Below are 23,973 nucleotides of genomic sequence, written 5' to 3' on the forward strand. Positions count from 1 at the left end.
TGGGAGCGGGCTTGCTCGCGAAGGCGTTGTGTCAGTCAACACATATACCGACTGACCCTGCGCCTTCGCAGGCAAGCCAGCTCCCACAGGGGATATGTGTGCGCTGTGCGATTGCATGCAGCTCGAACCTGCTGCTCGGATGTGGGAACTCTCGAGCCAGAGCGAGGCAGCGATGGCGGTGGCTCAGCCAACCCATATACCAACTGACCCTGAGTCATCGCAATCAAGCCAGCCCCCACCTTTGCCTTGAAATGCAAGCCCCTGTGGGAGCGGGCTTGCTCGCGAAGGCGTTGTGTCAGTCAACACATATACCGACTGACCCTCCGCCTTCGCAGGCAAGCCAGCTCCCACAGGGGATAGGTGTGCGCTGTGCGATTGCATGCAGCTCGAACCTGCTGCTCGGATGTGGGAACTCTCGAGCCAGAGCGAGGCAGCGATGGCGGTGGTTCAGCCAACCCATGTACCAACTGAACCTGCGTCATCGCAGGCAAACCAGCCCCCACCTTTGCCTTGAAATGCATGCCCCCTGTGGGAGCGAGCTTGCTCGCGAAAGCGTTGTGTCAGTCAACCCATATACCGACTGACACCCCGCCTTCGCAGGCAAGCCAGCTCCCACAGGGGATAGGTGTGCGCTGTGCGATTGCATGCGGCTCGAACCTGCTGCTCGGATGTGGGAGCTCTCGAGCCAGAGCGAGGCAGCGATGGCGGTGGCTCAGCCAACCCATATACCAACTGACACCCCGCCATCGCAGGCAAGCCAGCTCCCACAGGGGATATGTGTGCGCTGTGCGATTGCATACAGCTCGAACCTGCTGCTCGGATGTGGGAGCTCTCGAGCCAGAGCGAGGCAGCGATGGCGGTGGTTCAGCCAACCCATATACCAACTGACCCTGCGCCTTCGCAGGCAAGCCAGCCCCCACCTTTGCCTTGAAATGCAAGCCCCCTGTGGGAGCGGGCTTGCTCGCGAAGGCGTTGTGTCAGTCAACACATATACCGACTGACACCCCGCCTTCGCAGGCAAGCCAGCTCCCACAGGGGATATGTGTGCGCTGTGCGATTGCATGCAGCTCGAACCTGTTGCTCGGATGTGGGAGCTCTCGAGCCAGAGCGAGGCAGCGAAGGCGGTGGCTCAGTCAACACATCTATCAACTGACACCCCCCCATAGGCAAACCAACCCCCCACAGGCGATCTACGCTGTCCTGCCACCTTATCGGCGGGTCAGCAGCACCCCGGATTCCATATGGTGCGTCCACGGGAACTGGTCAAACAGGGCGCACTTGGTGATGCGGTGGGTGTCATGCAGTTGCGCGATGTTCGCCGCCAGGGTCTCCGGGTTGCAGGAGATGTACAGGATGTTGTCGAAACGCCGGGTCAGTTCGCAGGTGTCCGGGTCCATGCCGGCACGGGGCGGGTCGACGAACACGCTGCCGAATTCGTAGCTCTTCAGGTCGATGCCGTGCAGGCGACGGAACGGGCGCACTTCGTTGAGCGCCTCGGTGAGTTCCTCGGCAGACAGGCGCACCAGCGTGACGTTATCCACCGCGTTTTCATCAAGGTTGCTCAGCGCGGCATTCACCGAGGTCTTGCTGATTTCGGTGGCCAGCACTTTGCGCACGCGGGTTGCCAGGGGCAGGGTGAAATTGCCGTTGCCGCAATACAACTCGAGCAAATCATCCGGGCGATCGCCCAGGGCTTCGTACGCCCAGTTGAGCATCTTCTGGTTCACCGTGCCGTTGGGCTGGGTGAACGCGCCTTCAGGCTGGCGGTAGCTGAACGTGCGACCGCCGACCTCGAGCTTTTCCACCACATAGTCATGGCCGATCACGTCGCGCTTGCCTTTCGAACGGCCGATGATGCTCACGTTCAAGTCGGCAGCCAGCTGGTTCGCGGCGGTGTGCCAATGCTCGTCCAGCGGGCGGTGATAGCACAGGGTGATCATTGCGTCGCCGGCCAAGGTGGTGAGGAACTCCACCTGGAACAGCTTGTGGCTCAGCGCAGCACTGGCTTGCCAGGCGGCCTTGAGCTGCGGCATCAACTGGTTGATGCGCTGGCTGGCGATGGGAAATTCTTCGATCAGGATCGGTGTGCGTTTGTCGTCCTGGGAGAACATCGCGTAGTGGCGTTCACCGCCTTCGCGCCACAGGCGGAACTCCGCGCGCAGGCGAAAGTGCTGCAGCGGCGAATCGAAGACCTGAGGCTCGGGCGCGTCGAACGGTGCCAGCAGGTCACGCAAGCGCGTGACCTTGTCTTGCAGTTGAGCGGTGTAGCGTGCGGCGTCAAAAGTCATGCGTTGAACCAGCCCAGCTTGATCACAAACAGAATCGACAGAATCACCAGTGCCGGGTTCAGCTCACGGTAGCGGCCCGAAAGCAGCTTGATGGCGGTCCAGGCGATGAAACCGAAGGCGATGCCGTTGGCGATGGAGTAAGTGAAGGGCATCGCCAGGGCGGTGATCACCACCGGCGCTGCAACGGTAATGTCATCCCAGTCGATTTCGGCCAGGCCCGAGGTCATCAGCACGGCGACGAACAGCAGTGCCGGCGCGGTGGCGAACGCGGGAACGCTGGCCGCCAGTGGCGAGAAGAACAGCGCCAGCAGGAACAGGATCGCAACCACGATCGCCGTCAGACCGGTACGGCCACCGGCACTCACGCCGGCGGCGGATTCGATGTAGCTGGTGGTGGTCGACGTGCCCAACAGCGAGCCTGCCATGGCGGCGGTGCTGTCGGCGATCAGGGCGCGGCCCATCTTCGGCATGTGGCCGTCCTTGCCCATCAGGCCGGCGCGCTTGGCGACGCCGATCAGGGTGCCGGAGTTGTCGAACAGGTCGACGAACAGGAAGGCGAAGATCACGCTGACCAGGCCGATGTCCAGTGCGCCTTTGATATCCAGCTGCAGGAAAGTCGGGGCCAGCGATGGCGGCATCGAGGTCACGCCGCCGAACGGAGTGAAGCCCATGACGATGGACACGATGGTCACCGCCAGGATGCCGATCAGCACTGCACCGCGCACGGCCAGGGCTTCCAGCGCCACGATCAGCGCGAAACCGAGGGTGGCGAGGATCGGCGCCGGTTGCTTGAGGTCGCCCAGGCCGACCATGGTGGCCGGGTTGCTGACCACGATGCCGGCGTTGTGCAGGGCGATCAGCGCCAGGAACAGGCCGATACCGGCGGCAATTGCCGAGCGCAGGGGCAGCGGGATGCTGTTGATGATCCACTCACGGATCCGGAAGATCGACAGCAGGAAGAACAGCACCGCCGAGATGAACACCGCGCCCAGTGCAACTTGCCAGGTATGGCCCATGTGCAGGACTACGGTGTAGGTAAAGAAGGCATTGAGGCCCATGCCCGGCGCCAGTGCGATCGGGTAGTTGGCGATCAGGCCCATCACGGTCGATCCGATGGCGGCCGCCAGGCAGGTCGCGACAAATACTGCGCCCTTGTCCATGCCGGTCTCGCCGAGGATGCTCGGGTTGACGAACAGGATGTAGGCCATGGCCAGGAATGTCGTGATGCCCGCGAGGATCTCGGTGCGCACGTTGGTGTTGTGTGCCTTGAGTTGAAACAGCTTTTCCAGCATGCCTGCTCCCTGTGACGCTATTTTGCGTCGTGATTTGTTGACCTCTAAGTCAAAGCACAAACTGCGCCAAGCGCCTGTGGTTCCAGAGAGGATCGGAAAAAGCGGCGCATCATACCAGCAGCCGAGGCCGTGTGGCGTATAGGCTGCGTATTCTGAAGCGTGGCCTTGAGGCATACTGCGCCGACGTTTAATCCAGGGTCATCGCCAGCATGAAAAAAGCCAACGCCAGCAGTCTAGCTCTGTTCGCCATAATCGGCCTTTGGCTCAGTGCGGCACCGGCGTGGGGCGCGACTGCACCGGCGTTGAGCGAGGTGCGGGTGTTCAAGGTGCAGTCGGCCGCTTGTACTGAAACCATCCCTGAACGCGCGGCCAGCACCCAGATGTGCACGCACCGTGGGCAAACGCTGGTGTACGTGATGGAAGTCGGTTTGGGCAACAGCTCCCAGGCGTTCTTCGATGGTGCGCCGGTTTCCGGCAGCAGCACCGCCATCTGCCAGGTGGGCTCCATCAGCCAGGCGTGCAGCGGCGCGGGCACGGTGATGGGCTACATCTATGCGTTCCAGCTGAATATCACTGCGGGTGGCACCTTCCAGTACAGCAACACGTCGATCAATCCGCCGCGCAACCAACTGGTTACCACCCTCAGCATTCGCTGATCGCCACCTATCAATTGCCTTGAACGCTCAATACCCCGGGAAGTCGTACCCCTGAGACGGCGACTTTCCTGAACGCCGCGGATGTATACCAACCCGTGAGGTGTTTATGAGCGCGACCCCCAATGGCGCGGCGGCCCAACCGTTCGCCAGCCACTCCATACGCCTGAGCCTCAATGGCCAGGACCGCCAGCTGGACGTGTTGCCCTGGACCACCTTGCTCGACCTGTTGCGTGAGCAACTGGATCTGGTCGGCAGCAAAAAGGGTTGCGACCACGGCCAATGCGGCGCCTGCACCGTATTGCGCGACGGCAAACGCGTAAACGCCTGCCTGACCCTGGCGGTGATGTGCGACGGCGCCGAGCTGACCACTATCGAAGGCCTGGCCGACGGCGACCAGCTCCACCCGATGCAGCAAGCGTTCATCCAGCACGATGCCTTCCAGTGCGGCTACTGCACCCCTGGCCAGATCTGTTCCGCTGTCGGCCTGGCCAATGAAGGCCGTGCCCACGACGCCGCGCAGATCCAGGAACTGATGAGCGGCAACCTGTGCCGTTGCGGCGCCTACACCAATATTCGCGATGCCATCGAAGACGCGTTGCCCCGCTGCCGCGCCGGGGGAGATCAGTCATGAACCCCTTCCATTACAGCAAGCCCGCGGATGTGCACGAGGCCGTGCACCTGAGCAGCGCCGCATCGCGCTTTATCGCCGGTGGCACCAACCTGCTGGACTTGATGAAAGAAAACCTCACGCGCCCCGAGCACCTGATCGACATCACCGGCCTGCCGTTGCAGGGTGTTGAAGAAACCGCAGAAGGCGGCCTGCGCATCGGCGCGCTGGTCAGCAACGCCGACCTGGCCTGGCACCCACTGGTCGAGGCGCGCTACCCGTTGCTGTCGCAGGCGATCCTCGCCGGTGCCTCGCCGCAATTGCGCAATATGGCCAGCACTGGCGGCAACCTGCTGCAGCGCACCCGGTGCTATTACTTCTATGACGCCGCCGTGCCCTGCAACAAGCGCGAGCCCGGCAGCGGTTGCCCGGCGCGCACCGGCTTGAACCGTATCCATGCGATCCTCGGCGCCAGCGACCAGTGCGTCGCCACTCACCCGTCGGACATGTGCGTGGCCCTTGCGGCATTGGAGGCACGGGTGCATGTGGAGGGGCGTGGCGGCGCGCGGGTCATCGAGTTTGCCGACTTTCACCGCCTGCCCGGCGATGCGCCGCAGCGTGATAACCAATTGGCCGATGATGAACTGATCACCGCCATTGAGCTGCCGGCCGACCACCTGGCGCGTCACAGTCACTACCTGAAAATCCGCGACCGTGCGTCCTACGCTTTCGCGCTGGTCTCGGTCGCCGCAGCCTTGGAGTTGGATGGTGACCGGATCGTCGACGCGCGCCTGGCCCTCGGCGGCGTGGCCCACAAACCGTGGCGGGATCGCGCGGTGGAAGCTGCGTTGATCGGCCAGGCGGTCAGCCGCGAAACCTTCAGCAACGCCGCCGATGCCCTGCTGCAAGACGCCGAGCCGTTGGAACACAACGGCTTCAAGATCAAATTGGCGCGCCGTGCAATCATCCGCGCCCTGAGCGACACCGCTGTCGCCGGAGAACGCCCATGACCGCCCTCGGCAAACCCCTGGACCGTGTCGACGGTCTGCTCAAGGTCACCGGTCAGGCGCGCTATGCCGGCGAGTTCCCCGAGGCTGGCCTGCTGCATGGCAGTGTGGTCTCCAGCACCATCGCCAAAGGACGCGTGGTCAACATCGACGCCTCCAAAGCCTTGGCGCTGCCGGGCGTGGTCATGGTGCTCGATCACCGCAACCGGCCCAGACTCGCCAGCTATGACGATGCCTTCGCCGACGATGATGCCGCCGATGGCTCGCCGTTTCGTCCGCTGTACAACGACCGTGTGCTCTACAGCGGCCAGCCGCTGGCCCTGGTGATCGCCGACAACCTCGAACTGGCGCGGCATGCCGGTTCGCTGGTACAGATCGAGTACGCCAGCGAAACCTTCGAAACCGACCTGGTGGCCCAGCAGGAGCAGGCTCACCCGTCACCGCAAACCCCGCCCAAGCCACGCGGTAATTTCCAGGCCGAATGGACCGGCGCCGCCGTGAGCCTTGACCTGCACTACAGCACCCCCATCGAGCACCACAACCCGATGGAGCCGCACGCCAGCACCGTGCTGTATCAGCCGGACGGCACCCTGCATATCCATGACAAGACCCAGGGCCCGCAGAACTGCCAGGCCTATGTGCAAAAAGTCTTCGGCCTGGACAAGAGCCAAGTGCGCATCTTTGCCGCGTTCGTCGGTGGCGCCTTCGGATCCGGCCTGCGCCCGCAGTACCAGTTGCCGCTGGCGGTGATGGCGTCCCTGGCGCTCAAGCGCTCTGTGCGCGTCACGCTGACGCGCCAGCAAATGTTCACCTTCGGCTACCGCCCACGCACCTTGCAGCGTTTGCAGATGGGCGCGGCGGCTGACGGTTGCTTGATGGCGCTGGGGCATACGGCGATTGGCCAGACCTCACGTTTCGAAGATTTCAGCGAGCACGTGGTGGAGTGGAGCGGCATGCTTTATCACTGCGACAACGTGCAATTGACCTACCAGTTGGTGCCACTGGACGTATTCACCCCGCTGGACATGCGCGCACCTGGCGCGGCCCTGGGCGTGATCGGCCTGGAGTGCGCCATGGACGAACTGGCGTGCGCCTTGGGCATGGACCCGGTGAAGCTGCGGCTGATCAACTACGCCGAGCGCAATCAGAACGACGACAAACCCTGGTCAAGCAAAGCCCTGCGCGAATGTTACCGTGATGGCGCCGAGCGTTTTGGCTGGAGCCAGCGCAACCCGGAACCGCGCAGCATGCGCGATGGCCGCCAGTTGATCGGCTGGGGCATGGCCGGTGGCGTGTGGGAAGCCATGCAGATGAAGGCCAGCGCCAAGGCCCGCCTCGATGCCGAGGGCAAGCTGACGGTCAGCAGCGCCACCACCGATATCGGCACGGGTACGTACACGGTCATGACCCAGATCGCGGCCCAGGCCAGCGGCGTGGCGATGGACGACGTGCGTTTTCTGCTCGGTGATTCTTCATTGCCGACGGCGCCGTTGCAGGGCGGCTCGTTTACTGTGTCCTCGGTGGGCACCGCGGTGCAGCAAGCGTGCGAAGCCTTGAATGCCCAGTTGCTGGCCATCGCCCGGCAGACCTACCCGGTATTCACGCAGGCGCAGTCCGTGCGGTTTGAAGACGGTCAACTGCACGCCGGCGACGTGAGCGTGTCGTTGGCGCAGTTGGTCAAGGACAGTGGCGAAGCGGCGTTGGAAGCCCAGGTCGACAGTGAGCCGGACAAAAAACGTGAGGGCTACAGCACTGCCACGCATTCGGCGGTGTTCGTCGAGGTGCGCGTGGATGAAGACCTCGGCACTATCAAGGTCAGCCGCGTGGTCAGTGCGATTGCGGCCGGGCGCGTGGTCAATCCAAAAATGGCGCGCAGCCAGATACTCGGTGGCGTGGTATGGGGCATCGGCATGGCCCTGCATGAAGAAACCCAGGTCGACCATCAACTGGGGCGCTACATGAACCACAGCCTGGCCGAATACCACATTCCGGTGAATGCCGATATTGGCGAAATTGAGGTGATATTCGTCGAAGAACACGACGAGATCGTCAACGCGCTGGGGTCCAAGGGCGTCGGTGAGATCGGCATTGTCGGCGTGGCGGCGGCGGTCGCGAATGCGATCTACCATGCCACCGGCAAGCGAGTGCGCGAGTTCCCCATCACGTTGGACAAGGTGCTGTAACCCGGTCTTCGGACCACAGAAGAGCAAAATGTGGGAGCTGGTTTACCTGCGATAGCACTCTGTCAGCCCATCATATAGTGGCTGAGACACCGCCATCGCAGGCAAGCCAGCGCCGACATTGACGGTTTTTCAACCGGCTTATGGCTTGGTTTCCTCCACCGGCACATGCATGCGGTCGCGGTTGGCCAGGGTCGGGAACAGTTTGATCCACGTCCCCGTCACCACCAGCGTGCCGATCCCGCCCATGACCACGGCGGGCACGGTGCCGAACCAGTGGGCGGTGATGCCCGACTCGAACTCGCCCAGTTGATTCGATGCGCCGATGAACAGGCCGTTGACGGCACTCACGCGGCCGCGCATTTCATCCGGGGTTTCCAGCTGCACGAAGGAGGCGCGGATCACCATGCTGATCATGTCCGCCGCGCCCAGGACCACCAGCACTGCCAGCGAGAACCAGAAGGAAGTGGACAGGCCGAACGCGATGGTCGCCACGCCGAATACGCCGACGGCAGTGAACATCACGCGGCCCACATGCCGATCCACCGAAAACCGTGCCAGCCACAGCGACATCAACAGCGCGCCTACTGCTGGTGCCGAGCGCAGCAGGCCCAGGCCCCAGGCTCCGGTCAGCAGGATGTCCTTGGCGAACACCGGCAGCAACGCGGTGGCGCCGCCCAGCAGCACGGCAAACAGGTCCAGGGAAATTGCCCCGAGAATGTCCGGGCGGCTGCGGATAAAGCGGATGCCGGCGAGCAGCGAATCGAGGGTGGCCTTGCCCTTGTTGAGCGGGGTCTGGCGGGCGGGCAGGTTGAGGGTCAGCACACAGGCAATCAGGTACAGCGCCACGGTAGGGCCATACACCCACACGCTGCCAAACGCGTAGAGCAAACCACCGAGGGCCGGCGCGACGATGGTCGCCAGTTGCTGGGCCGATTGCGACGAGGCCACGGCGCGCGGGAACAGTGCGCTGGGCACGATGCTCGGCAGCAGTGCCTGGGTGGTGGGCATTTCAAAGGAGCGTGCGGCGCCGAGCAGGAAAGCGAGGATAAAGATCATCTCGCGGGTCACGTTGCCGGTCAGGCCACCGATGGCCAGGGACAAGGCGATCAACGCCTGCACGGTCTGGCAGATGGCGGCGACCTTGCGCCGCTCATAGCGGTCGGCCACATGCCCGGTGTGCAGCATGAACAGCACGCGCGGTACGAACTCGACCAGCCCGACCAGGCCCAGGTCCAGCACATTGCCGGTCAGCTGGTAGAGGTTCCAGCCGATGGCCACGGTGAGCATCTGGAAACCGCTGGCGGTAAAGATCCGTGCCAGCCAGAACGCGATGAAAGGGCGGTGGTGACGCAACAGCAACGCGGGTTCACTAGGCATCGGGAATTCTGGTCAGGGCCGGGGGAGGGCCGAGATTATCATCAAGTTGTAACAGATGGTTGCAGGAACTGCGCTGAGGCAGTCTGTCACGCGGCAAAAGACCACACAGTTCAATCCTCAAAATGGGACTACTCTTTCAGCAATGCTTGATCCAGATCAATGTCCGCCCGGGCATCGGTCTGGCGGCCGCAAGGCCAGATTCCCTGCGTGGTTGGTTAAAAAAAGAAACGAATTGAAATTCGCCAGACTCCATATCCGTGGGGGCAGTGGGTGCAGGCTCCCGCCAGCAGCCGGTATTACCTGACAGAGGAAGACTTATGTTCGGTTTGGAGGCGCTAGATCTCGCCCGAATTCAATTCGCATTCACCATCTCGTTCCACATCCTGTTCCCGGCGATCACCATCGGCCTGGCCAGTTACCTTGCGGTGCTGGAGGGCTTGTGGCTCAAGACCCATAACGACACCTACCGTGACCTCTACCATTTCTGGTCGAAGATCTTTGCCGTCAACTTCGGCATGGGCGTGGTCTCCGGCCTGGTGATGGCCTACCAGTTCGGCACCAACTGGAGCCGCTTCTCGGACTTCGCCGGCGCCGTCACCGGCCCGCTGCTGACGTATGAAGTGCTCACGGCGTTCTTCCTCGAAGCCGGTTTCCTCGGCGTGATGCTGTTCGGCTGGAACAAGGTGGGGCGCAAGCTGCACTTTTTCTCCACGGTGATGGTGGCCGTCGGTACGTTGATCTCGACGTTCTGGATTCTCGCCTCCAACAGCTGGATGCAGACGCCGCAGGGCTTTGAAATCATCGACGGCCGCGTGATCCCCACCGATTGGCTAGCGGTGATCTTCAACCCGTCCTTCCCCTACCGCCTGATGCACATGGCCACGGCGGCCTTCGTGGCCACGGCGTTCTTCGTCGGCTCCTCGGCGGCCTGGCATTTGCTGCGCGGCAAGGACAACCCGGCGATCCGCACCATGTTGTCGATGGCGATGTGGATGGCGCTGATCGTCGCGCCGATCCAGGCAGTGATCGGTGACTTCCATGGCCTCAACACCCTCAAGCATCAACCGGCGAAAATCGCTGCGATTGAAGGCCACTGGGAGAATATCGGCAACGAACCGACGCCGCTGATCCTGTTCGGCTGGCCGGACATGAAGGCCGAGAAAACCAAGTACGCGGTCGAGATTCCCTATCTGGGCAGCCTGATCCTGACCCACTCCCTGGATAAACAGGTGCCGGCGCTCAAGGAGTTTCCGCCTGAGGATCGCCCCAATTCGACCATTGTGTTCTGGTCGTTCCGGGTCATGGTCGGCCTGGGCTTCCTGATGATCTTCACCGGGCTGTTCAGCCTGTGGCTGCGCCGTGGCGACAAGATGTACACGTCCAAGCCGTTCCTGTACCTGGCGCTGTGGATGGGCCCGTCCGGGCTGATCGCGATTCTCGCCGGTTGGTTCACCACCGAAATCGGCCGTCAGCCGTGGGTGGTCTACGGGTTGATGCGCACGGCGGATGCGTCCTCCGGGCATAGCCTGGCGCAGATGACCATTACCCTGGTGTTGTTCGTGGTGGTGTATTTCGCGCTGTTCGGCGCGGGCCTGGGCTACATGATGCGCCTGGTGCGCAAGGGCCCTGTGACTCACGAAGGCACCGAGCCGACCCACGGTGGTCCTGGCCAGAAACGCACACCGGCCCGTCCGTTGTCTGCCGCCGATGATGGCAGCGATGACGACCACGCCCACATCCAGCACAAGGGGAATTGAGATGGGTATTGATCTTCCGCTGATCTGGGCCGTGATCATCATTTTCGGCATCATGATGTACGTGGTCATGGACGGGTTCGACCTGGGTATCGGCATTCTCTTTCCGTTTATCCCCGGCAAAGTCGACCGTGACGTGATGATGAACACCGTCGCCCCGGTCTGGGACGGCAATGAAACCTGGCTGGTACTTGGCGGCGCGGCGTTGTTCGGCGCGTTCCCGCTGGCCTATTCGGTGGTGCTCTCCGCGCTGTACCTGCCGCTGATCCTGATGCTGATCGGGCTGATCTTCCGGGGCGTGGCCTTCGAGTTCCGCTTCAAGGCCAAGGACCACAAGCGTCACCTGTGGGACAAGGCCTTCATCGGTGGCTCGCTGGCCGCGACGTTCTTCCAGGGCGTGGCGCTGGGCGCCTTTATCGACGGCATCCCGGTGGTGGATCGCCAGTTTGCCGGCGGCTCGCTGGACTGGCTGACACCGTTCACGATGTTCTGCGGTGTGGCGCTGATCGTGGCCTATGCCTTGCTCGGCTGCACCTGGCTGATCATGAAGACCGAAGGCAAGTTGCAGGAGCAGATGCACAACCTGGCGCGGCCGCTGGCGTTCGTGGTGCTGGCGGTGATCGGTATCGTCAGCCTGTGGACGCCGCTGGCGCACCCGGAAATCGCTTCGCGCTGGTTCACCCTGCCGAACCTGTTCTGGTTCCTGCCGGTGCCGATCCTGGTGTTGGTGACCATGTACGGCCTGATCCGTGCGGTGGCGCGTAATGCGCACTACACGCCGTTCCTGCTCACGCTGGTGCTGATCTTCCTCGGCTACAGCGGCTTGGGGATCAGCCTGTGGCCGAACATCATCCCGCCGTCGGTCTCGATCTGGGATGCCGCCGCACCGCCGCAGAGCCAGGGCTTCATGCTGGTCGGCACGTTGTTCATCATCCCGTTCATCCTGGGCTACACCTTCTGGAGCTACTACGTGTTCCGCGGCAAGGTCACCCACGAAGACGGTTATCACTAGGAGGGGCGTTTAATGTCCGGCAAGCCTTCGTTGCACGAGATTGAACAGGCCGAGAAACAGCCGCTGTGGCGGCGCCTGGGGTGGTTGGCGATGATCTGGACCGGCAGCGTGCTGGCCTTGTTTGTCGTGGCCAGCCTGATGCGCATGTTCATGAATGCGGCCGGCCTGACCACCCACTGACATCCCGATCCGGGCCTTGCGGCCCGGCTTTCAACCCTGCCCATCGCGAGATTGGCAGGGTTTTTTTATTTGCGCGCCTTGAGGATCACGAACTTCGGGGTCGCCGCCACTTGCTCGACACCCCGGAACAGCCGCGCCAACTTGCTGTGGTAACCCAGATGACGGTTGCCGACTATATAAAGGGCGCCGCCGACCACCAGTGCCTCGCGCGCCTGCTGGAACATGCGCCAGGCCAGGAAGTCGCCCACCACCTGCTGCTGGTGGAACGGCGGGTTGCACAGCACCACATCCAGGGACTGCGGTTCCTGGCCAGCGAGGCCATCACCGGCGCGGACGTTGACGTCGCGCTCGCCGAGGGCGGCGCGCCAGTTCTCCAGCGCCGACTGCACGGCCATGTAGGACTCGTCCACCAAGGTGTACTGCGCGTCAGGGTTTTGCAGTGCGCTGGCGATGGCCAATACGCCATTGCCGCAGCCCAGGTCTGCGACGCGGGCACTGCCGAGGTTTTTCGGCAGGTGCGGCAGGAAAGCGCGGGTGCCGATGTCCAGGCTTTCGCGGCAAAACACGTTGGCGTGGTTCAGCAGTTCAATCGCCGGCGCATCCACGGTGTAGCGGGTGGGGTAGGGCGAGACCGCTGTCGGACGCTCCGCAATGGTGGCGATCAACAGCCGGGCTTTCTTGACGGCCAGCGAGGCGTGCATGGGGCCGATATAGCGCTCAAGCATTTCCCCGGCCGCGCGTGGCAGGTGCTTGACCATCGCCCCGGCGATCACTTCCGCGCCCGGCGCCAGTTGACCCTGCAGGCGGATCAGTTGCTCTTCCAGCAAGGCGAGGGTCTTGGGTACACGGATCAGCACGCGATCGAAGGGCCCTGCTGGCAGCTGGCTGGCGGGGATGAACGGCACCGCATCGAAGGCCTTGGCGTTGCGCACCAGGTTTTTCCCGAGGCCCTGGGCCGCGAGGAAAGAGTCGCCGCTGGAAGTCACTTGCACCTGGCCTTCAAGGCTGGCGGCCAAGGCGCCGAAGCTGTCATTTAGCACCAACACGCGGGTCGCGGCGCCGGGTTGCTGTTCGGCCAGGTAGCTGAGGAGGTACTCGTCGGCCGCGTCGAAGGCTTGCAGCGGATCGTTGTGCTGTTCTGGCTGGCGAATCAGATCGAGCTGGGCGAAGGGCGTGTCGAGCAGGGGCATGGCGGGGAGGCTCTGGGTAATCGATGGGCGTTGGGCAGTGGCCTGCACAACGGTCTGAGTGAACAGCGGGCAGGACCCCGGAAGGGTCGCTCAGCACTCAGACATTTGCCGCAAATGTTACTTTTTTTCAGGGGGGATTACATGCGTAGTTTCAGCCGCGCTTAAAACAACCCCGCTTTCGAAGCACAGAGCACGGCGGCAATCTTGTTGTTGACGCCCAGCTTCTTGAAACAACTGCAAATATGAAAGCCTACCGTGCGTTCGGACAGGCACAGGATAGTGGCGATATCCGCGGCGGTCTTGCCCATGGCCGACCACTTGAGGATTTCGGTTTCCCGTGGGGTCAGTTTGCTCGCAGGGCTGCTGGTTGCGGTGTCGGTGTAGGTCTGTGCTACGACCGTGTGGAGCGCATGGCAGAGCCAGAGTACCTGGCCGGCCTTTTCATACAGTTCTTGCGGGCTGACCGCACCTTTGCCGCGGCCCAGGGTGAGCATGCTGAACACGCCCTGGAAATCATGCACGGCTTGAGTCCAGCCCAGGTTCACGCCACATGTCTGGGCCAGGGACCAGAGGGAGGGGGAATCCTTGAAGGTTTTTTCCTCCCAGACCAGGGGCAATACACAAGTTTTGCAATGTTTAACGACCGGATCAACTTCAAAGAAGCGGGCCTGGTTATACAGTTTGTTCCATTCCTCCGGATAGTTGTTGATGCAAATGGGCTTCGCCTGAGTGTCAGGTCGTTGCGAAGTCATGGTAAATGAGCAGTACTGAAAGCCGAGTGCGTAGGTGTGATTGACGGCTAGGTCAAAAAGACTGGTGGTTTCGCTCTCGCCTTCCAGCTTTGGAAGTCTTGAATTGCGCCAGTTAAGCATTGGTGAATCTCCATGAGGTTCTGCGCGACTGGGGATACGTCCTGGACTCCTTACGCCGCAGGAAATGAGTGTAGGACATGGCCTGCAAGGCAATATGAAAATTTGGTTATTGCCGGGCGGTGCTTGAGATTTTTTTATTCGATTGTTGCAACTCATTCCCTGCGCTGAATAAATTTCTTGCGGTTTTTTAGTGGGTTGAAGGCTGTGTAACGCGCAAGTTATGGTGCGTTTGTAACGTCGGGAAAGGGCTTAATAGCCAATTGATTAGTGATGCTATTAGATAGCCATACTTGCGTGCGCATGGGATTCCACTACAAACCACCGGTGTTTCCGCGCGCGACTTTGAGGGACACTAGGGCTCCTGTAGAACGGAGCCTCCCATGACGGCCAGTGCTGAGAAATTTACCCGCCAGACCTTGCTCGACGTGCAATCGCTGACCCCCAGCCTGTTTACGCTGCGCACCACACGTGACCCGGGATTCCGCTTCACGGCGGGTCAGTTCGTACGTCTGGGGGTGACCAAGGTCGACGGCAGCACGGTGTGGCGCGCCTATTCCGTGGTGTCTTCGCCATTCGATGAGCACCTGGATTTCTTCTCGATTGTGGTGCCTGGCGGGGAATTCACCAGTGAACTGAGCCGCCTGCGAGTGGGCGATACCCTGATGGTCGAGCGCCAGGCCACGGGTTTCCTGACGTTGAACCGTTTTGTCGATGGCCGTGATTTGTGGATGTTGGGGACCGGCACCGGGGTGGCGCCGTTTTTGTCGATCCTGCAGGATTTCGAAGTCTGGGAGAAATTCGAGCGGATCATCCTGGTGTACAGCGCGCGTGAGGCCAAGGAGCTGGCCTATCAGGCGCTGATCGCCGAATTGGGCGAGCGTGAGTACCTCGCCGAGTACGCGCACAAACTGACCTACCTTCCGATCGTGACCCGCGAGCCGCACCCCGGCGCCTTGAACGCGCGCATTACCACGCTGATCGAAAACGGCGAGTTGGAGCGTGCGGCCGGGGTCGAGCTGACGCCTGAGCATTCCCGTGTACTGATTTGCGGCAACCCGCAGATGGTCGATGACACTCGCCAGTTGCTCAAGCAGCGCGACCTGCAATTGAGCTTGAGCCGGCGCCCGGGCCAGGTGGCAGTGGAAAACTACTGGTAATAAAAAAGGCGCCTGCAACAGGCGCCTCTGACACAGGCCTTATCGGTTAAAGCGGCTTGTCGTTCTGTGCCTTGAGCAGGTCACGGATCTCGCCCAGCAAGACCTCTTCCTTGGTAGGCGTCGGCGGCAGGCTTGGTGCCACGGCCTCTTCACGTTTCAGGCGATTGATCGCCTTCACGCCCATGAAGATCGCAAACGCAACGATCAGGAAGTCGACCACGCTCTGGATGAACTTGCCATAGGCCAGTACCACCGCGGGGACGTCACCCTGCGCAGCCTTGAGCGTTATCGCCAGATCACCGAAGTCCACGCCGCCGATCAACAGGCCCAGTGGCGGCATCACCACGTCGCCTACAAACGAGGAAACAATTTTGCCGAAGGCGGCGCCGATGATAATACCGACGGCCATATCGACCACATTACCTTTGACCGCGAAGGCCTTGAACTCACTGATCACGCCCATAGGTTATTCCTTGTTACAGATGAGAAGGGTGGAACCCAGTGTAAGTCAGTCATAGCGGGCTTGCCTGACACAACCGTTAACACTGTTAGTTTTTATCGACACATTAAATCGCAAATAGTTTGCAAAGTGCCACCAATCGCGCGCGAAATACTCGCCAAATCAGTGGCTTACCACACTATTTTTTCAATCGGGTTAGTGCGGCTTTTCTATTTATCTTCTGGTGCTCGGGTCACTAGCCTCTGGCAAGCACAACTGAATGTGCATCAAAAAAACCAGAGGACACCTCGATGAAGAACTCAATGAGTCGCCGGCCTCTATCGGCGCGATATGCGCTGGTAGTCGCGACCGCCAGCCTGCTTTCGCTGTCAGTGCAAGCCGCCAACCTGACCCGCGACAACGGCGCTGCCGTTGGCGACAACCAGAACTCGCAGACTGCCGGCGCCAATGGCCCGGTGCTGCTGCAGGACGTGCAGTTGATCCAGAAGCTGCAACGCTTTGACCGCGAGCGCATCCCCGAGCGCGTCGTGCATGCCCGTGGCACGGGCGCCCACGGCACCTTCACGGTGACCGACAACCTCAGCGACCTGAGCAAGGCCAAGGTCTTCGCCGCCGGCGAAAGTACCCCGGTGTTCGTGCGTTTTTCCTCTGTGGTGCACGGCAACCACTCCCCGGAAACCCTGCGCGACCCGCGCGGTTTCGCCACCAAGTTCTACACCGCCGAGGGCAATTGGGACCTCGTTGGCAATAACTTCCCGACGTTCTTTATCCGCGATGCCATCAAGTTCCCGGACATGGTCCACGCCTTCAAGCCGGACCCGCGCACCAACCTGGATGACGATTCCCGTCGCTTCGACTTCTTCTCCCATGTGCCAGAGTCCACGCGCACGCTGACCGAGCTGTATTCCGACTCGGGCACCCCGGCCAGCTACCGGGAAATGGACGGCAATGGCGTGCACGCCTACAAGCTGATCAACGCCAAGGGCGAAGTGCACTACGTCAAGTTCCACTGGAAGAGCCTGCAGGGCCTCAAGAACCTTGATCCCAGGCAGGTCGTCGACGTGCAGGGCCGTGACTACAGCCACATGACCCATGACCTGGTCACCCACATCAACAAGGGGGATTTCCCCAAGTGGGACCTGTACGTGCAGGTGCTCAAGCCTGAGGACCTGGCCAAGTTCGATTTCGACCCGCTGGATGCCACCAAGATCTGGCCGGGCGTACCGGAGCGCAAAGTCGGGCAGATGGTGCTGAACCGCAACCCGGCCAATGTCTTCCAGGAAACCGAGCAGGTGGCCATGGCACCGTCCAACCTGGTGCCGGGCATCGAGCCGTCAGAGGACCGCCTGCTGCAAGGCCGGGTGTTCTCCTACGCCGACACGCAGATGTACCGCCTGGGCGCCAATGCCCTGCAATTGCCGATCAACGCGCCACGGGTCACCGTCAACAACGGCAACCAGGACGGCGCAATGAATGCCGGCAAGACCACCACGGGCGTGAACTACCAGCCAAGCCGCCTGCTGCCACGTGAAGAGCCGCAAGCCGCGCGCTACAGCCAGTCGGCCCTGTCGGGCAGCACCCAGCAGGCGAAGATCCAGCGTGAGCAGAACTTCAAGCAAGCCGGCGACCTGTATCGCTCCTACAGCAAGAAAGAGCGCCAGGACCTGATCGAGAACTTCGGCGGCTCCCTGGCCACCACCGATGACGAGAGCAAGCACATCATCCTGTCGTTCCTCTACAAGGCCGACCCGGAGTACGGCACGGGTGTGGCCAAAGTTGCCAAGGGTGACCTGGCACGCGTGAAGGCGCTGGCGGAAAAACTCACCGACTAACCACGCGCCCCCCGTAGGCGACGGCTTGCCGGCGATGGCGTATTCAACGCCGCCATCACCGGCAAACCGGCGCCTGCAGGGTTACGCAGAGGATTGAATGATGCGTACCTTCTTATGGGCTCTGCTGGCCTGCTGGTCGCTGAACGTGTTGGCCGAACAGCCCGCCGCCAATGACCCCTTCGCGCTCCAGGCGCAGCTGCAGGATTACTATTTCGACGCTGCCCGCCGTGGCGACCTCGACATGCTCGACACCTTTATCGACTCCGGCTACAGCCTCAACACCCAGGATGAAAAGGGCTACACCGCGCTGATCCTGGCGGCCTACCACGGCGAAAGCGCCTACGTGGAGCGCCTGCTCGCGGCCGGCGCCGATGCCTGCGTGCAGGACAAACGTGGCAACACCGCGTTGATGGGCGCGATCTTCAAGGGTGAGCTGAAAATTGCCCAGCGCCTGCTGGCCACCGACTGCAATCCCGATCAACGCAACGGCGCCGGGCAGACGGCGGCCATGTATGCCGGGCTGTTCAAGCGCGTCGAGCTGCTGGATGCCTTGAAGGCCAAGGGCGCCAACCTCGACGCCGAAGACCCGGCCGGCAACAGTGCTTCACGATTGGCCAGCGGTGAAATCCGGACCCCGGCGTCGCGCTGAGCTATCATCGCGGTTTTTCGGTTGGAGGTTCTCAAATGGCAAAGGCCAAGCGCATGTACGGCTGCACCGAGTGCGGCGCGACCTTTCCCAAGTGGGCCGGCCAGTGCACCGAGTGCGGTGCGTGGAACACCCTGACGGAAACCATGATCGAAAGCGGCGGCGCCGCAGCCCCCACCGGCCGCGCCGGCTGGACTGGGCAGCAGGCACAGATCAAGACCCTGGCCGAAGTCAGCGTCGAGGAAATCCCGCGTTTCTCCACGGCCTCCGGCGAGCTCGACCGCGTACTCGGCGGCGGCCTGGTGGACGGCTCGGTGGTGCTGATCGGCGGTGATCCGGGCATCGGCAAATCCACCATCCTGTTGCAAACCCTGTGCAGCATCGCCAGCCGCATGCCGGCGCTGTACGTCACGGGTGAAGAATCCCAGCAGCAAGTGGCCATGCGCGCCCGCCGTCTTGGGTTGCCCCAGGACCAATTGCGGGTCATGACCGAAACCTGCATCGAAAGCATCATCGCCACGGCCCGCATCGAAAAACCCAAGGTCATGGTGATCGACTCGATCCAGACGATTTTCACCGAGCAACTGCAATCAGCGCCGGGCGGTGTATCCCAGGTGCGCGAAAGTGCAGCGCTGCTGGTGCGTTATGCCAAGCAGAGCGGCACGGCGATCTTCCTGGTCGGCCACGTAACCAAGGAAGGCGCCCTGGCCGGGCCACGGGTGCTGGAGCACATGGTCGATACCGTGCTGTATTTCGAAGGCGAATCCGACGGTCGACTGCGCTTGCTGCGGGCAGTGAAAAACCGCTTCGGCGCGGTGAATGAGCTGGGCGTGTTCGCCATGACTGACCGCGGGCTGAAAGAAGTCTCCAACCCGTCGGCGATTTTTCTGACCCGTGCCCAGGAAGAAGTCCCTGGCAGCGTGGTGATGGCCACGTGGGAAGGCACCCGACCGATGCTGGTCGAAGTCCAGGCCTTGGTGGATGACAGCCACCTGGCCAACCCCCGTCGCGTCACGCTCGGCCTGGACCAGAACCGCCTGGCGATGCTGCTGGCGGTCTTGCACCGTCATGGCGGCATTCCGACTCACGACCAGGACGTGTTCCTCAACGTGGTCGGTGGGGTCAAGGTGCTGGAGACAGCGTCCGACCTGGCGTTGATGGCGGCGGTGATGTCGAGCCTGCGCAATCGGCCATTGCCCCATGACTTGCTGGTGTTTGGTGAAGTCGGCCTGTCGGGCGAGGTCCGCCCGGTGCCCAGTGGCCAGGAGCGTTTGAAGGAGGCCGCCAAGCACGGCTTCAAGCGCGCCATCGTGCCCAAGGGCAATGCCCCGAAGGAGATGCCGCCAGGATTGCAGGTGATCGGCGTAACCCGCCTGGAACAGGCGTTGGATGCGTTGTTCGAGTAACCACTGACCCCACTGGCAACCCTGTTCAATGTAGGAGCTGGCTTGCCTGCGATAGCGGTGGATCAGCTTGCACATCATTAGCAGGCACTCCGTTATGCAGGTCTGCACGAACGGTCAGGTTTCCAGCAATGCCGCCAACTCGCGGTGCAGTTCCTCCTCATCACCGAGGTTCAACTCGATCAGCCGCCGCAGGTGGCTGATCGAATCCAGGTCAATGTGCTCGCACACAAACCCCAACTGCCCGTGATCGTCATGGGCCAGCCTGACCTGCATCTTTATATGCGCCTGTGGATCGAGGCGAATCTCGACGTCGAACGGCTCTGCGCGATTGCCCCGCCAGTCATCAGGGCGTTGCACCAACAAACCTTTGAGCGACAAATCCACCAGTTGCACCGGCCAATTCCAGCCGTGCTGTGCAATGGTGGTCCTGGCATCGAAGGCAATACGCCGGAAACGGCGGCGATCTGACGGGTGTTCACTCATGGTCAAACCCTCTGTGGATAAGGGGATTGTAGCCCTGCGCCATCATTGGGCTTTTATTTGTGCTTTTTTTGCCGTTGCAAGGCTCTAGACCAATGTAGGGGGGTGGTCTTTGAGGCCAACAGCGCTAAACTCGGGATGGCTGTCCTTTCTGTCCACCCTGGCTGGAATATAAAAATGAAAAATAATAATAGCCTGCTACGCCACCTACCCTGGCTGGTGCTGGCAATTGTAGGAGCGTGCGCCCTGGGCGTAGTGGCCTTGCGCCGCGGCGAGGCGATCAACGCCTTGTGGATTGTGGTCGCTGCTGTGGCCATCTACCTGGTTGCATACCGTTACTACAGTCTGTTCATCGCTAACAACGTGATGCAACTCGATCCACGGCGGGCCACCCCCGCAGTGCTCAACAACGACGGTCTGGACTATGTGCCGACCAACAAACACATCCTTTTCGGTCACCACTTTGCGGCGATTGCCGGTGCAGGTCCGCTGGTCGGCCCGGTATTGGCGGCGCAAATGGGCTATCTGCCGGGCACCCTGTGGCTGATTGCCGGGGTGGTGCTGGCCGGTGCGGTGCAGGACTTCATGGTCCTGTTCCTGTCTACCCGTCGCAACGGCCGTTCCCTGGGGGATATGGTTCGCGAAGAGATGGGCCGCATTCCGGGCACTATCGCGCTGTTCGGCTGCTTCCTGATCATGATCATCATCCTCGCGGTGCTGGCGCTGATCGTGGTCAAGGCCCTGGCCGAAAGCCCATGGGGCATCTTCACGGTCATGGCGACCATCCCGATCGCGATGTTCATGGGCGTGTACATGCGCTACATCCGCCCGGGTCGCATCGGTGAAATCTCGATCATCGGCGTGCTGTTGCTGCTGGGTTCGATCTGGCTGGGCGGGCAGATTGCCGCTGACCCGACCTGGGCCAAAGCCTTCACTTTCACCGGGATCCAGATTACCTGGATGCTGATCGGCTACGGTTTCGTCGCGGCGGTACTGCCGGTATGGCTGATCCTGGCGCCGCGTGACTACCTCTCCACGTTCCTCAAGATCGGCACCATCATTGCCCTGGCGATCGGCATCCTGGTCACCATGCCAGAGCTGAAAATGCCGGCCCTGACCCAGTTCATCGACGGCACCGGCCCGGTGTGGAAGGGCGGCCTGTTCCCGTTCCTGTTCATCACCATCGCCTGTGGCGCGGTCTCGGGTTTCCACGCGCTGATTTCCTCGGGCACCACGCCCAAGCTGCTGGATAACGAAGTCAACGCCCGTTACATCGGCTACGGCGCGATGCTGATGGAGTCGTTCGTGGCCATCATGGCCATGGTCGCGGCTTCCGTGATTGAGCCTGGCGTGTACTTCGCCATGAACAGCCCGGCCGCTGTGGTCGGCGGTGACGTGATGACCGTGGCGCAAACCGTCAGCAGTTGGGGCTTTGCGATAACGCCTGAGGCATTGCAGGCCGTGGCCCATGACATCGGCGAGACCACCATCCTGGCGCGTGCCGGCGGTGCACCGACGCTGGCCGTGGGTATCGCGCAGATCCTGCACAGTGTGCTGCCGGGTGAAAACACCATGGCGTTCTGGTACCACTTTGCGATCCTGTTCGAGGCGTTGTTCATCCTCACGGCAGTCGACGCCGGCACCCGTGCCGGTCGCTTCATGCTGCAGGACCTGCTGGGTTCGTTCGTGCCGTCGCTCAAGCGCACCGAGTCGTGGACAGCCAACCTGATTGCCACCGCCGGTTGTGTGGCGATGTGGGGGTACCTGCTGTACCAGGGCGTGATCGACCCACTGGGCGGCATCAACACCTTGTGGCCGCTGTTCGGTATCTCCAACCAGATGCTGGCGGGTATCGCGCTGATGCTGGCGACCGTTGTACTGATCAAAATGAAACGCCAACGCTACATCTGGGTGACCATGCTGCCGGCCGTATGGCTGCTGATCTGCACCACCACCGCAGGCTTCATCAAGCTGTTCGACGCCAACCCGGCGATCGGCTTCCTGTCGCTGGCGAAGAAGTACAGTGATGCGCTGGCCAACGGCCAGATCCTGGCCCCGGCCAAGAGCGTCGACCAGATGCAGCACGTGATCTGGAACGCCTACACCAACGCAACGCTGACAGCACTGTTCCTGTTCGTGGTATTCAGCATCCTGTTCTATGCGCTCAAGGTCGGCGTCGCCGCCTGGGGCAACAAGGAACGTACGGATAAAGAAGCCCCGTTCCAGGCCGTACCGGACGCGTAAACGAGGATTGCAGCCATGTTCAATGACATCAGTCGCCTCGGTAAATACCTCGGTCAGGCCGCGCGCCTGATGGTCGGCATGCCCGACTACGACACCTACGTCGAGCATATGCAAACCAAGCACCCGGACAAACCGGTGATGGACTACAAGGCGTTCTTCCGGGAACGCCAGGAAGCCCGTTACGGTGGCAAGGGTGGGCCCAAGTGCTGCTAACCCGGTACCCGGGTTGGCGGTGACTCCATGTGGGAGCGGGCTTGCTCGCGAAGGCGGTCTGTCAGTTGATGCATACTTCGACTGATACACCGCCTTCGCGAGCAAGCCCGCTCCCACATTTGTTTTGTGTTCTTTCAGTTATCAGGAGAACTGTCTTTGTCCTCTCCCATCCCCGTCACCGTCCTCAGCGGCTTCCTCGGCGCCGGCAAGACCACCTTGCTGCGCCATCTGCTCAAGGCCGAGCACGGCTTGAAAATCGCCGTGATCGAAAACGAATTCAGTGACGCCGGAATCGATACCCAACTGTTGGGTACAGAACCGGTGCAAGTCATGACCCTGTCCAACGGCTGCGTGTGCTGCACCATCCACACCGACCTGACCAAAGCCCTGTACCTGCTGCTGGAACGCCTGGACAGCGGCGAGATCGCCTTCGACCGCCTGGTGATCGAGTGCACCGGCCTGGCCGATCCGGCGCCGGTGGCGCAGACCTTTTTTATCGATGAAGAACTGCGTGAGCGCTACATCCTCGACGGCATCATCACCCTGGTGGACGCGGCGCATGCCGAGCACCACCTGACCCAGACCATCGCCCAGGCCCAGATCGGTTTTGCCGACCGCCTGCTGGTGAGCAAGCGTGACCTGGTGGACGACGCCACCTTCGAGGCCCTCAGCGAGCGCCTGACCCGCATCAACCGCCGCGCGCCGATTCGTGTGGTGGACCATGGCGCCATCGACCTGGCCGAGTTGCTCGATGTCCGCGGCTTCAACCTCAACGCCGGCATGAGCCTGCGCCCGGTGAGTGCGGCGCCGTCCATCGACCGTATCTCCAGCCTGGTGCTGCGCACCGAGCAGCCGCTGGATATCGACCGCCTCAGTGAGTTCATGAATGAACTGCTGGAAGACCACGGCAAGCAGCTGCTGCGCTACAAGGGCGTGCTGAACATTGCCGGAGAGGACCGGCGCATGGTGTTCCAAGGCGTGCTGAAGCTCTACGGGTTCGATTGGGACACCGAGTGGGCCGAGGGCGAGGTGCGCGAGAGTGTGATTGTGTTTATTGCCGATGAGTTGCCCGAAGACAAAATCCGCGAAGGGTTTGCACGGGTTTACCAATCCTGAT

General features: G+C 61.8%; 21 protein-coding genes. 14 read left to right on the plus strand and 7 right to left on the minus strand.

Annotated elements, in window-relative coordinates:
• Positions 1–1,208: 1,208 nt before the first annotated feature.
• Complete coding sequence (gene trmA / locus BBG20_RS30780; protein ID WP_065910173.1) at positions 1,209–2,288, minus strand: tRNA (uridine(54)-C5)-methyltransferase TrmA; 1,080 nt, start codon at positions 2,286–2,288, stop codon at positions 1,209–1,211.
• Complete coding sequence (locus tag BBG20_RS30785) at positions 2,285–3,580, minus strand: NCS2 family permease (protein WP_034100857.1); 1,296 nt, start codon at positions 3,578–3,580, stop codon at positions 2,285–2,287. The genes trmA and BBG20_RS30785 overlap by 4 nt, the downstream gene beginning before the upstream one ends.
• Positions 3,581–3,789: 209 nt before the next feature.
• Between BBG20_RS30785 and BBG20_RS30790 the strand changes: the two genes are divergently transcribed.
• From BBG20_RS30790 to BBG20_RS30805, 4 genes are all read left to right on the plus strand, one after another.
• Positions 3,790–4,236 carry a DUF4879 domain-containing protein gene (locus BBG20_RS30790; RefSeq protein ID WP_065910175.1) on the plus strand — a complete coding sequence of 149 codons (447 nt, stop codon included), beginning with the start codon at positions 3,790–3,792 and terminating at the stop codon, positions 4,234–4,236.
• A gap of 106 nt (positions 4,237–4,342) precedes the next feature.
• Positions 4,343–4,867, plus strand: coding sequence for a (2Fe-2S)-binding protein (locus BBG20_RS30795; protein WP_065910177.1), 525 nt, complete (start codon positions 4,343–4,345; stop codon positions 4,865–4,867).
• Positions 4,864–5,853 carry an FAD binding domain-containing protein gene (locus BBG20_RS30800; RefSeq protein WP_065910179.1) on the plus strand — a complete coding sequence of 330 codons (990 nt, stop codon included), beginning with the start codon at positions 4,864–4,866 and terminating at the stop codon, positions 5,851–5,853. Before BBG20_RS30795 ends, BBG20_RS30800 begins: the two co-directional genes overlap by 4 nt.
• Positions 5,850–8,033, plus strand: coding sequence for a xanthine dehydrogenase family protein molybdopterin-binding subunit (locus BBG20_RS30805; protein ID WP_065910181.1), 2,184 nt, complete (start codon positions 5,850–5,852; stop codon positions 8,031–8,033). Before BBG20_RS30800 ends, BBG20_RS30805 begins: the two co-directional genes overlap by 4 nt.
• Before the next feature lie 138 nt (positions 8,034–8,171).
• On the opposite strand, the gene BBG20_RS30810 is transcribed toward BBG20_RS30805, so the two are convergent.
• Positions 8,172–9,410, minus strand: a complete 1,239-nt coding sequence (locus BBG20_RS30810; RefSeq protein WP_065910183.1) for an MFS transporter — start codon at positions 9,408–9,410, stop codon at positions 8,172–8,174.
• A gap of 317 nt (positions 9,411–9,727) precedes the next feature.
• Here BBG20_RS30810 and BBG20_RS30815 point away from each other — a divergent pair, with 317 nt between their 5' ends.
• From BBG20_RS30815 to BBG20_RS30825, 3 genes are read left to right on the plus strand one after another with little or no spacing between them, the layout of a single operon-like run.
• Positions 9,728–11,167: a cytochrome ubiquinol oxidase subunit I gene (locus BBG20_RS30815; protein ID WP_065910184.1), complete on the plus strand. Its 1,440-nt coding sequence runs from the start codon at positions 9,728–9,730 to the stop codon at positions 11,165–11,167.
• A gap of 1 nt (position 11,168) precedes the next feature.
• Complete coding sequence (cydB, locus tag BBG20_RS30820) at positions 11,169–12,176, plus strand: cytochrome d ubiquinol oxidase subunit II (protein WP_065910185.1); 1,008 nt, start codon at positions 11,169–11,171, stop codon at positions 12,174–12,176.
• A gap of 12 nt (positions 12,177–12,188) precedes the next feature.
• Entirely contained in the window at positions 12,189–12,356 is a 168-nt protein-coding gene (locus BBG20_RS30825) for a DUF2474 domain-containing protein (protein ID WP_010206690.1), read from the plus strand.
• 65 nt (positions 12,357–12,421) lie between these two features.
• On the opposite strand, the gene BBG20_RS30830 is transcribed toward BBG20_RS30825, so the two are convergent.
• Both BBG20_RS30830 and BBG20_RS30835 read right to left on the minus strand, forming a co-directional pair.
• A complete protein-coding gene (locus BBG20_RS30830; protein WP_065910187.1) occupies positions 12,422–13,546 on the minus strand; it encodes a methyltransferase in 1,125 nt (374 codons plus the stop codon).
• 161 nt (positions 13,547–13,707) lie between these two features.
• Positions 13,708–14,418 carry a helix-turn-helix transcriptional regulator gene (locus BBG20_RS30835; RefSeq protein WP_065910189.1) on the minus strand — a complete coding sequence of 237 codons (711 nt, stop codon included), beginning with the start codon at positions 14,416–14,418 and terminating at the stop codon, positions 13,708–13,710.
• Positions 14,419–14,798: 380 nt separating this feature from the next.
• Between BBG20_RS30835 and BBG20_RS30840 the strand changes: the two genes are divergently transcribed.
• Positions 14,799–15,575 (plus strand): ferredoxin--NADP reductase, encoded by a 777-nt coding sequence (locus tag BBG20_RS30840; RefSeq protein WP_065910191.1) that lies wholly within the window; start codon positions 14,799–14,801, stop codon positions 15,573–15,575.
• A gap of 46 nt (positions 15,576–15,621) precedes the next feature.
• Here BBG20_RS30840 and mscL read toward each other — a convergent pair whose 3' ends face one another.
• Positions 15,622–16,038 (minus strand): large-conductance mechanosensitive channel protein MscL, encoded by a 417-nt coding sequence (gene mscL / locus BBG20_RS30845; protein WP_065910193.1) that lies wholly within the window; start codon positions 16,036–16,038, stop codon positions 15,622–15,624.
• 287 nt (positions 16,039–16,325) lie between these two features.
• On the opposite strand from mscL, the gene katB reads away from it, so the two are divergent.
• The 3 genes from katB to radA all read left to right on the plus strand — a co-directional run bounded on the left by katB (position 16,326) and on the right by radA (position 19,919).
• Positions 16,326–17,867 carry a catalase KatB gene (gene katB, locus BBG20_RS30850; protein ID WP_065910194.1) on the plus strand — a complete coding sequence of 514 codons (1,542 nt, stop codon included), beginning with the start codon at positions 16,326–16,328 and terminating at the stop codon, positions 17,865–17,867.
• A gap of 100 nt (positions 17,868–17,967) precedes the next feature.
• Complete coding sequence (locus tag BBG20_RS30855) at positions 17,968–18,516, plus strand: ankyrin repeat domain-containing protein (RefSeq protein ID WP_065910196.1); 549 nt, start codon at positions 17,968–17,970, stop codon at positions 18,514–18,516.
• Positions 18,517–18,551: 35 nt separating this feature from the next.
• On the plus strand, positions 18,552–19,919 hold the full coding sequence (gene radA / locus BBG20_RS30860; RefSeq protein ID WP_053137919.1) for a DNA repair protein RadA: 1,368 nt from the start codon (positions 18,552–18,554) through the stop codon (positions 19,917–19,919).
• Between the two features lie 114 nt (positions 19,920–20,033).
• Here the strand turns inward: radA and BBG20_RS30865 are convergent, their stop codons facing one another.
• Positions 20,034–20,402 (minus strand): PilZ domain-containing protein, encoded by a 369-nt coding sequence (locus BBG20_RS30865; protein ID WP_065910198.1) that lies wholly within the window; start codon positions 20,400–20,402, stop codon positions 20,034–20,036.
• 174 nt (positions 20,403–20,576) lie between these two features.
• On the opposite strand from BBG20_RS30865, the gene BBG20_RS30870 reads away from it, so the two are divergent.
• The 3 genes from BBG20_RS30870 (at position 20,577) to yjiA (ending at position 23,972) form a co-directional block, all read left to right on the plus strand.
• Entirely contained in the window at positions 20,577–22,643 is a 2,067-nt protein-coding gene (locus BBG20_RS30870) for a carbon starvation CstA family protein (protein ID WP_065910199.1), read from the plus strand.
• Between the two features lie 15 nt (positions 22,644–22,658).
• Entirely contained in the window at positions 22,659–22,856 is a 198-nt protein-coding gene (locus tag BBG20_RS30875) for a YbdD/YjiX family protein (protein ID WP_003194308.1), read from the plus strand.
• A gap of 156 nt (positions 22,857–23,012) precedes the next feature.
• Positions 23,013–23,972 (plus strand): GTPase, encoded by a 960-nt coding sequence (gene yjiA / locus BBG20_RS30880; protein WP_065910201.1) that lies wholly within the window; start codon positions 23,013–23,015, stop codon positions 23,970–23,972.
• Position 23,973 lies beyond the last annotated feature (1 nt).

Origin of the sequence: Pseudomonas aylmerensis (genome assembly GCF_001702265.1) — a bacterium.
GTDB classification, from domain to species: Bacteria; Pseudomonadota; Gammaproteobacteria; order Pseudomonadales; family Pseudomonadaceae; genus Aquipseudomonas; species Aquipseudomonas aylmerensis.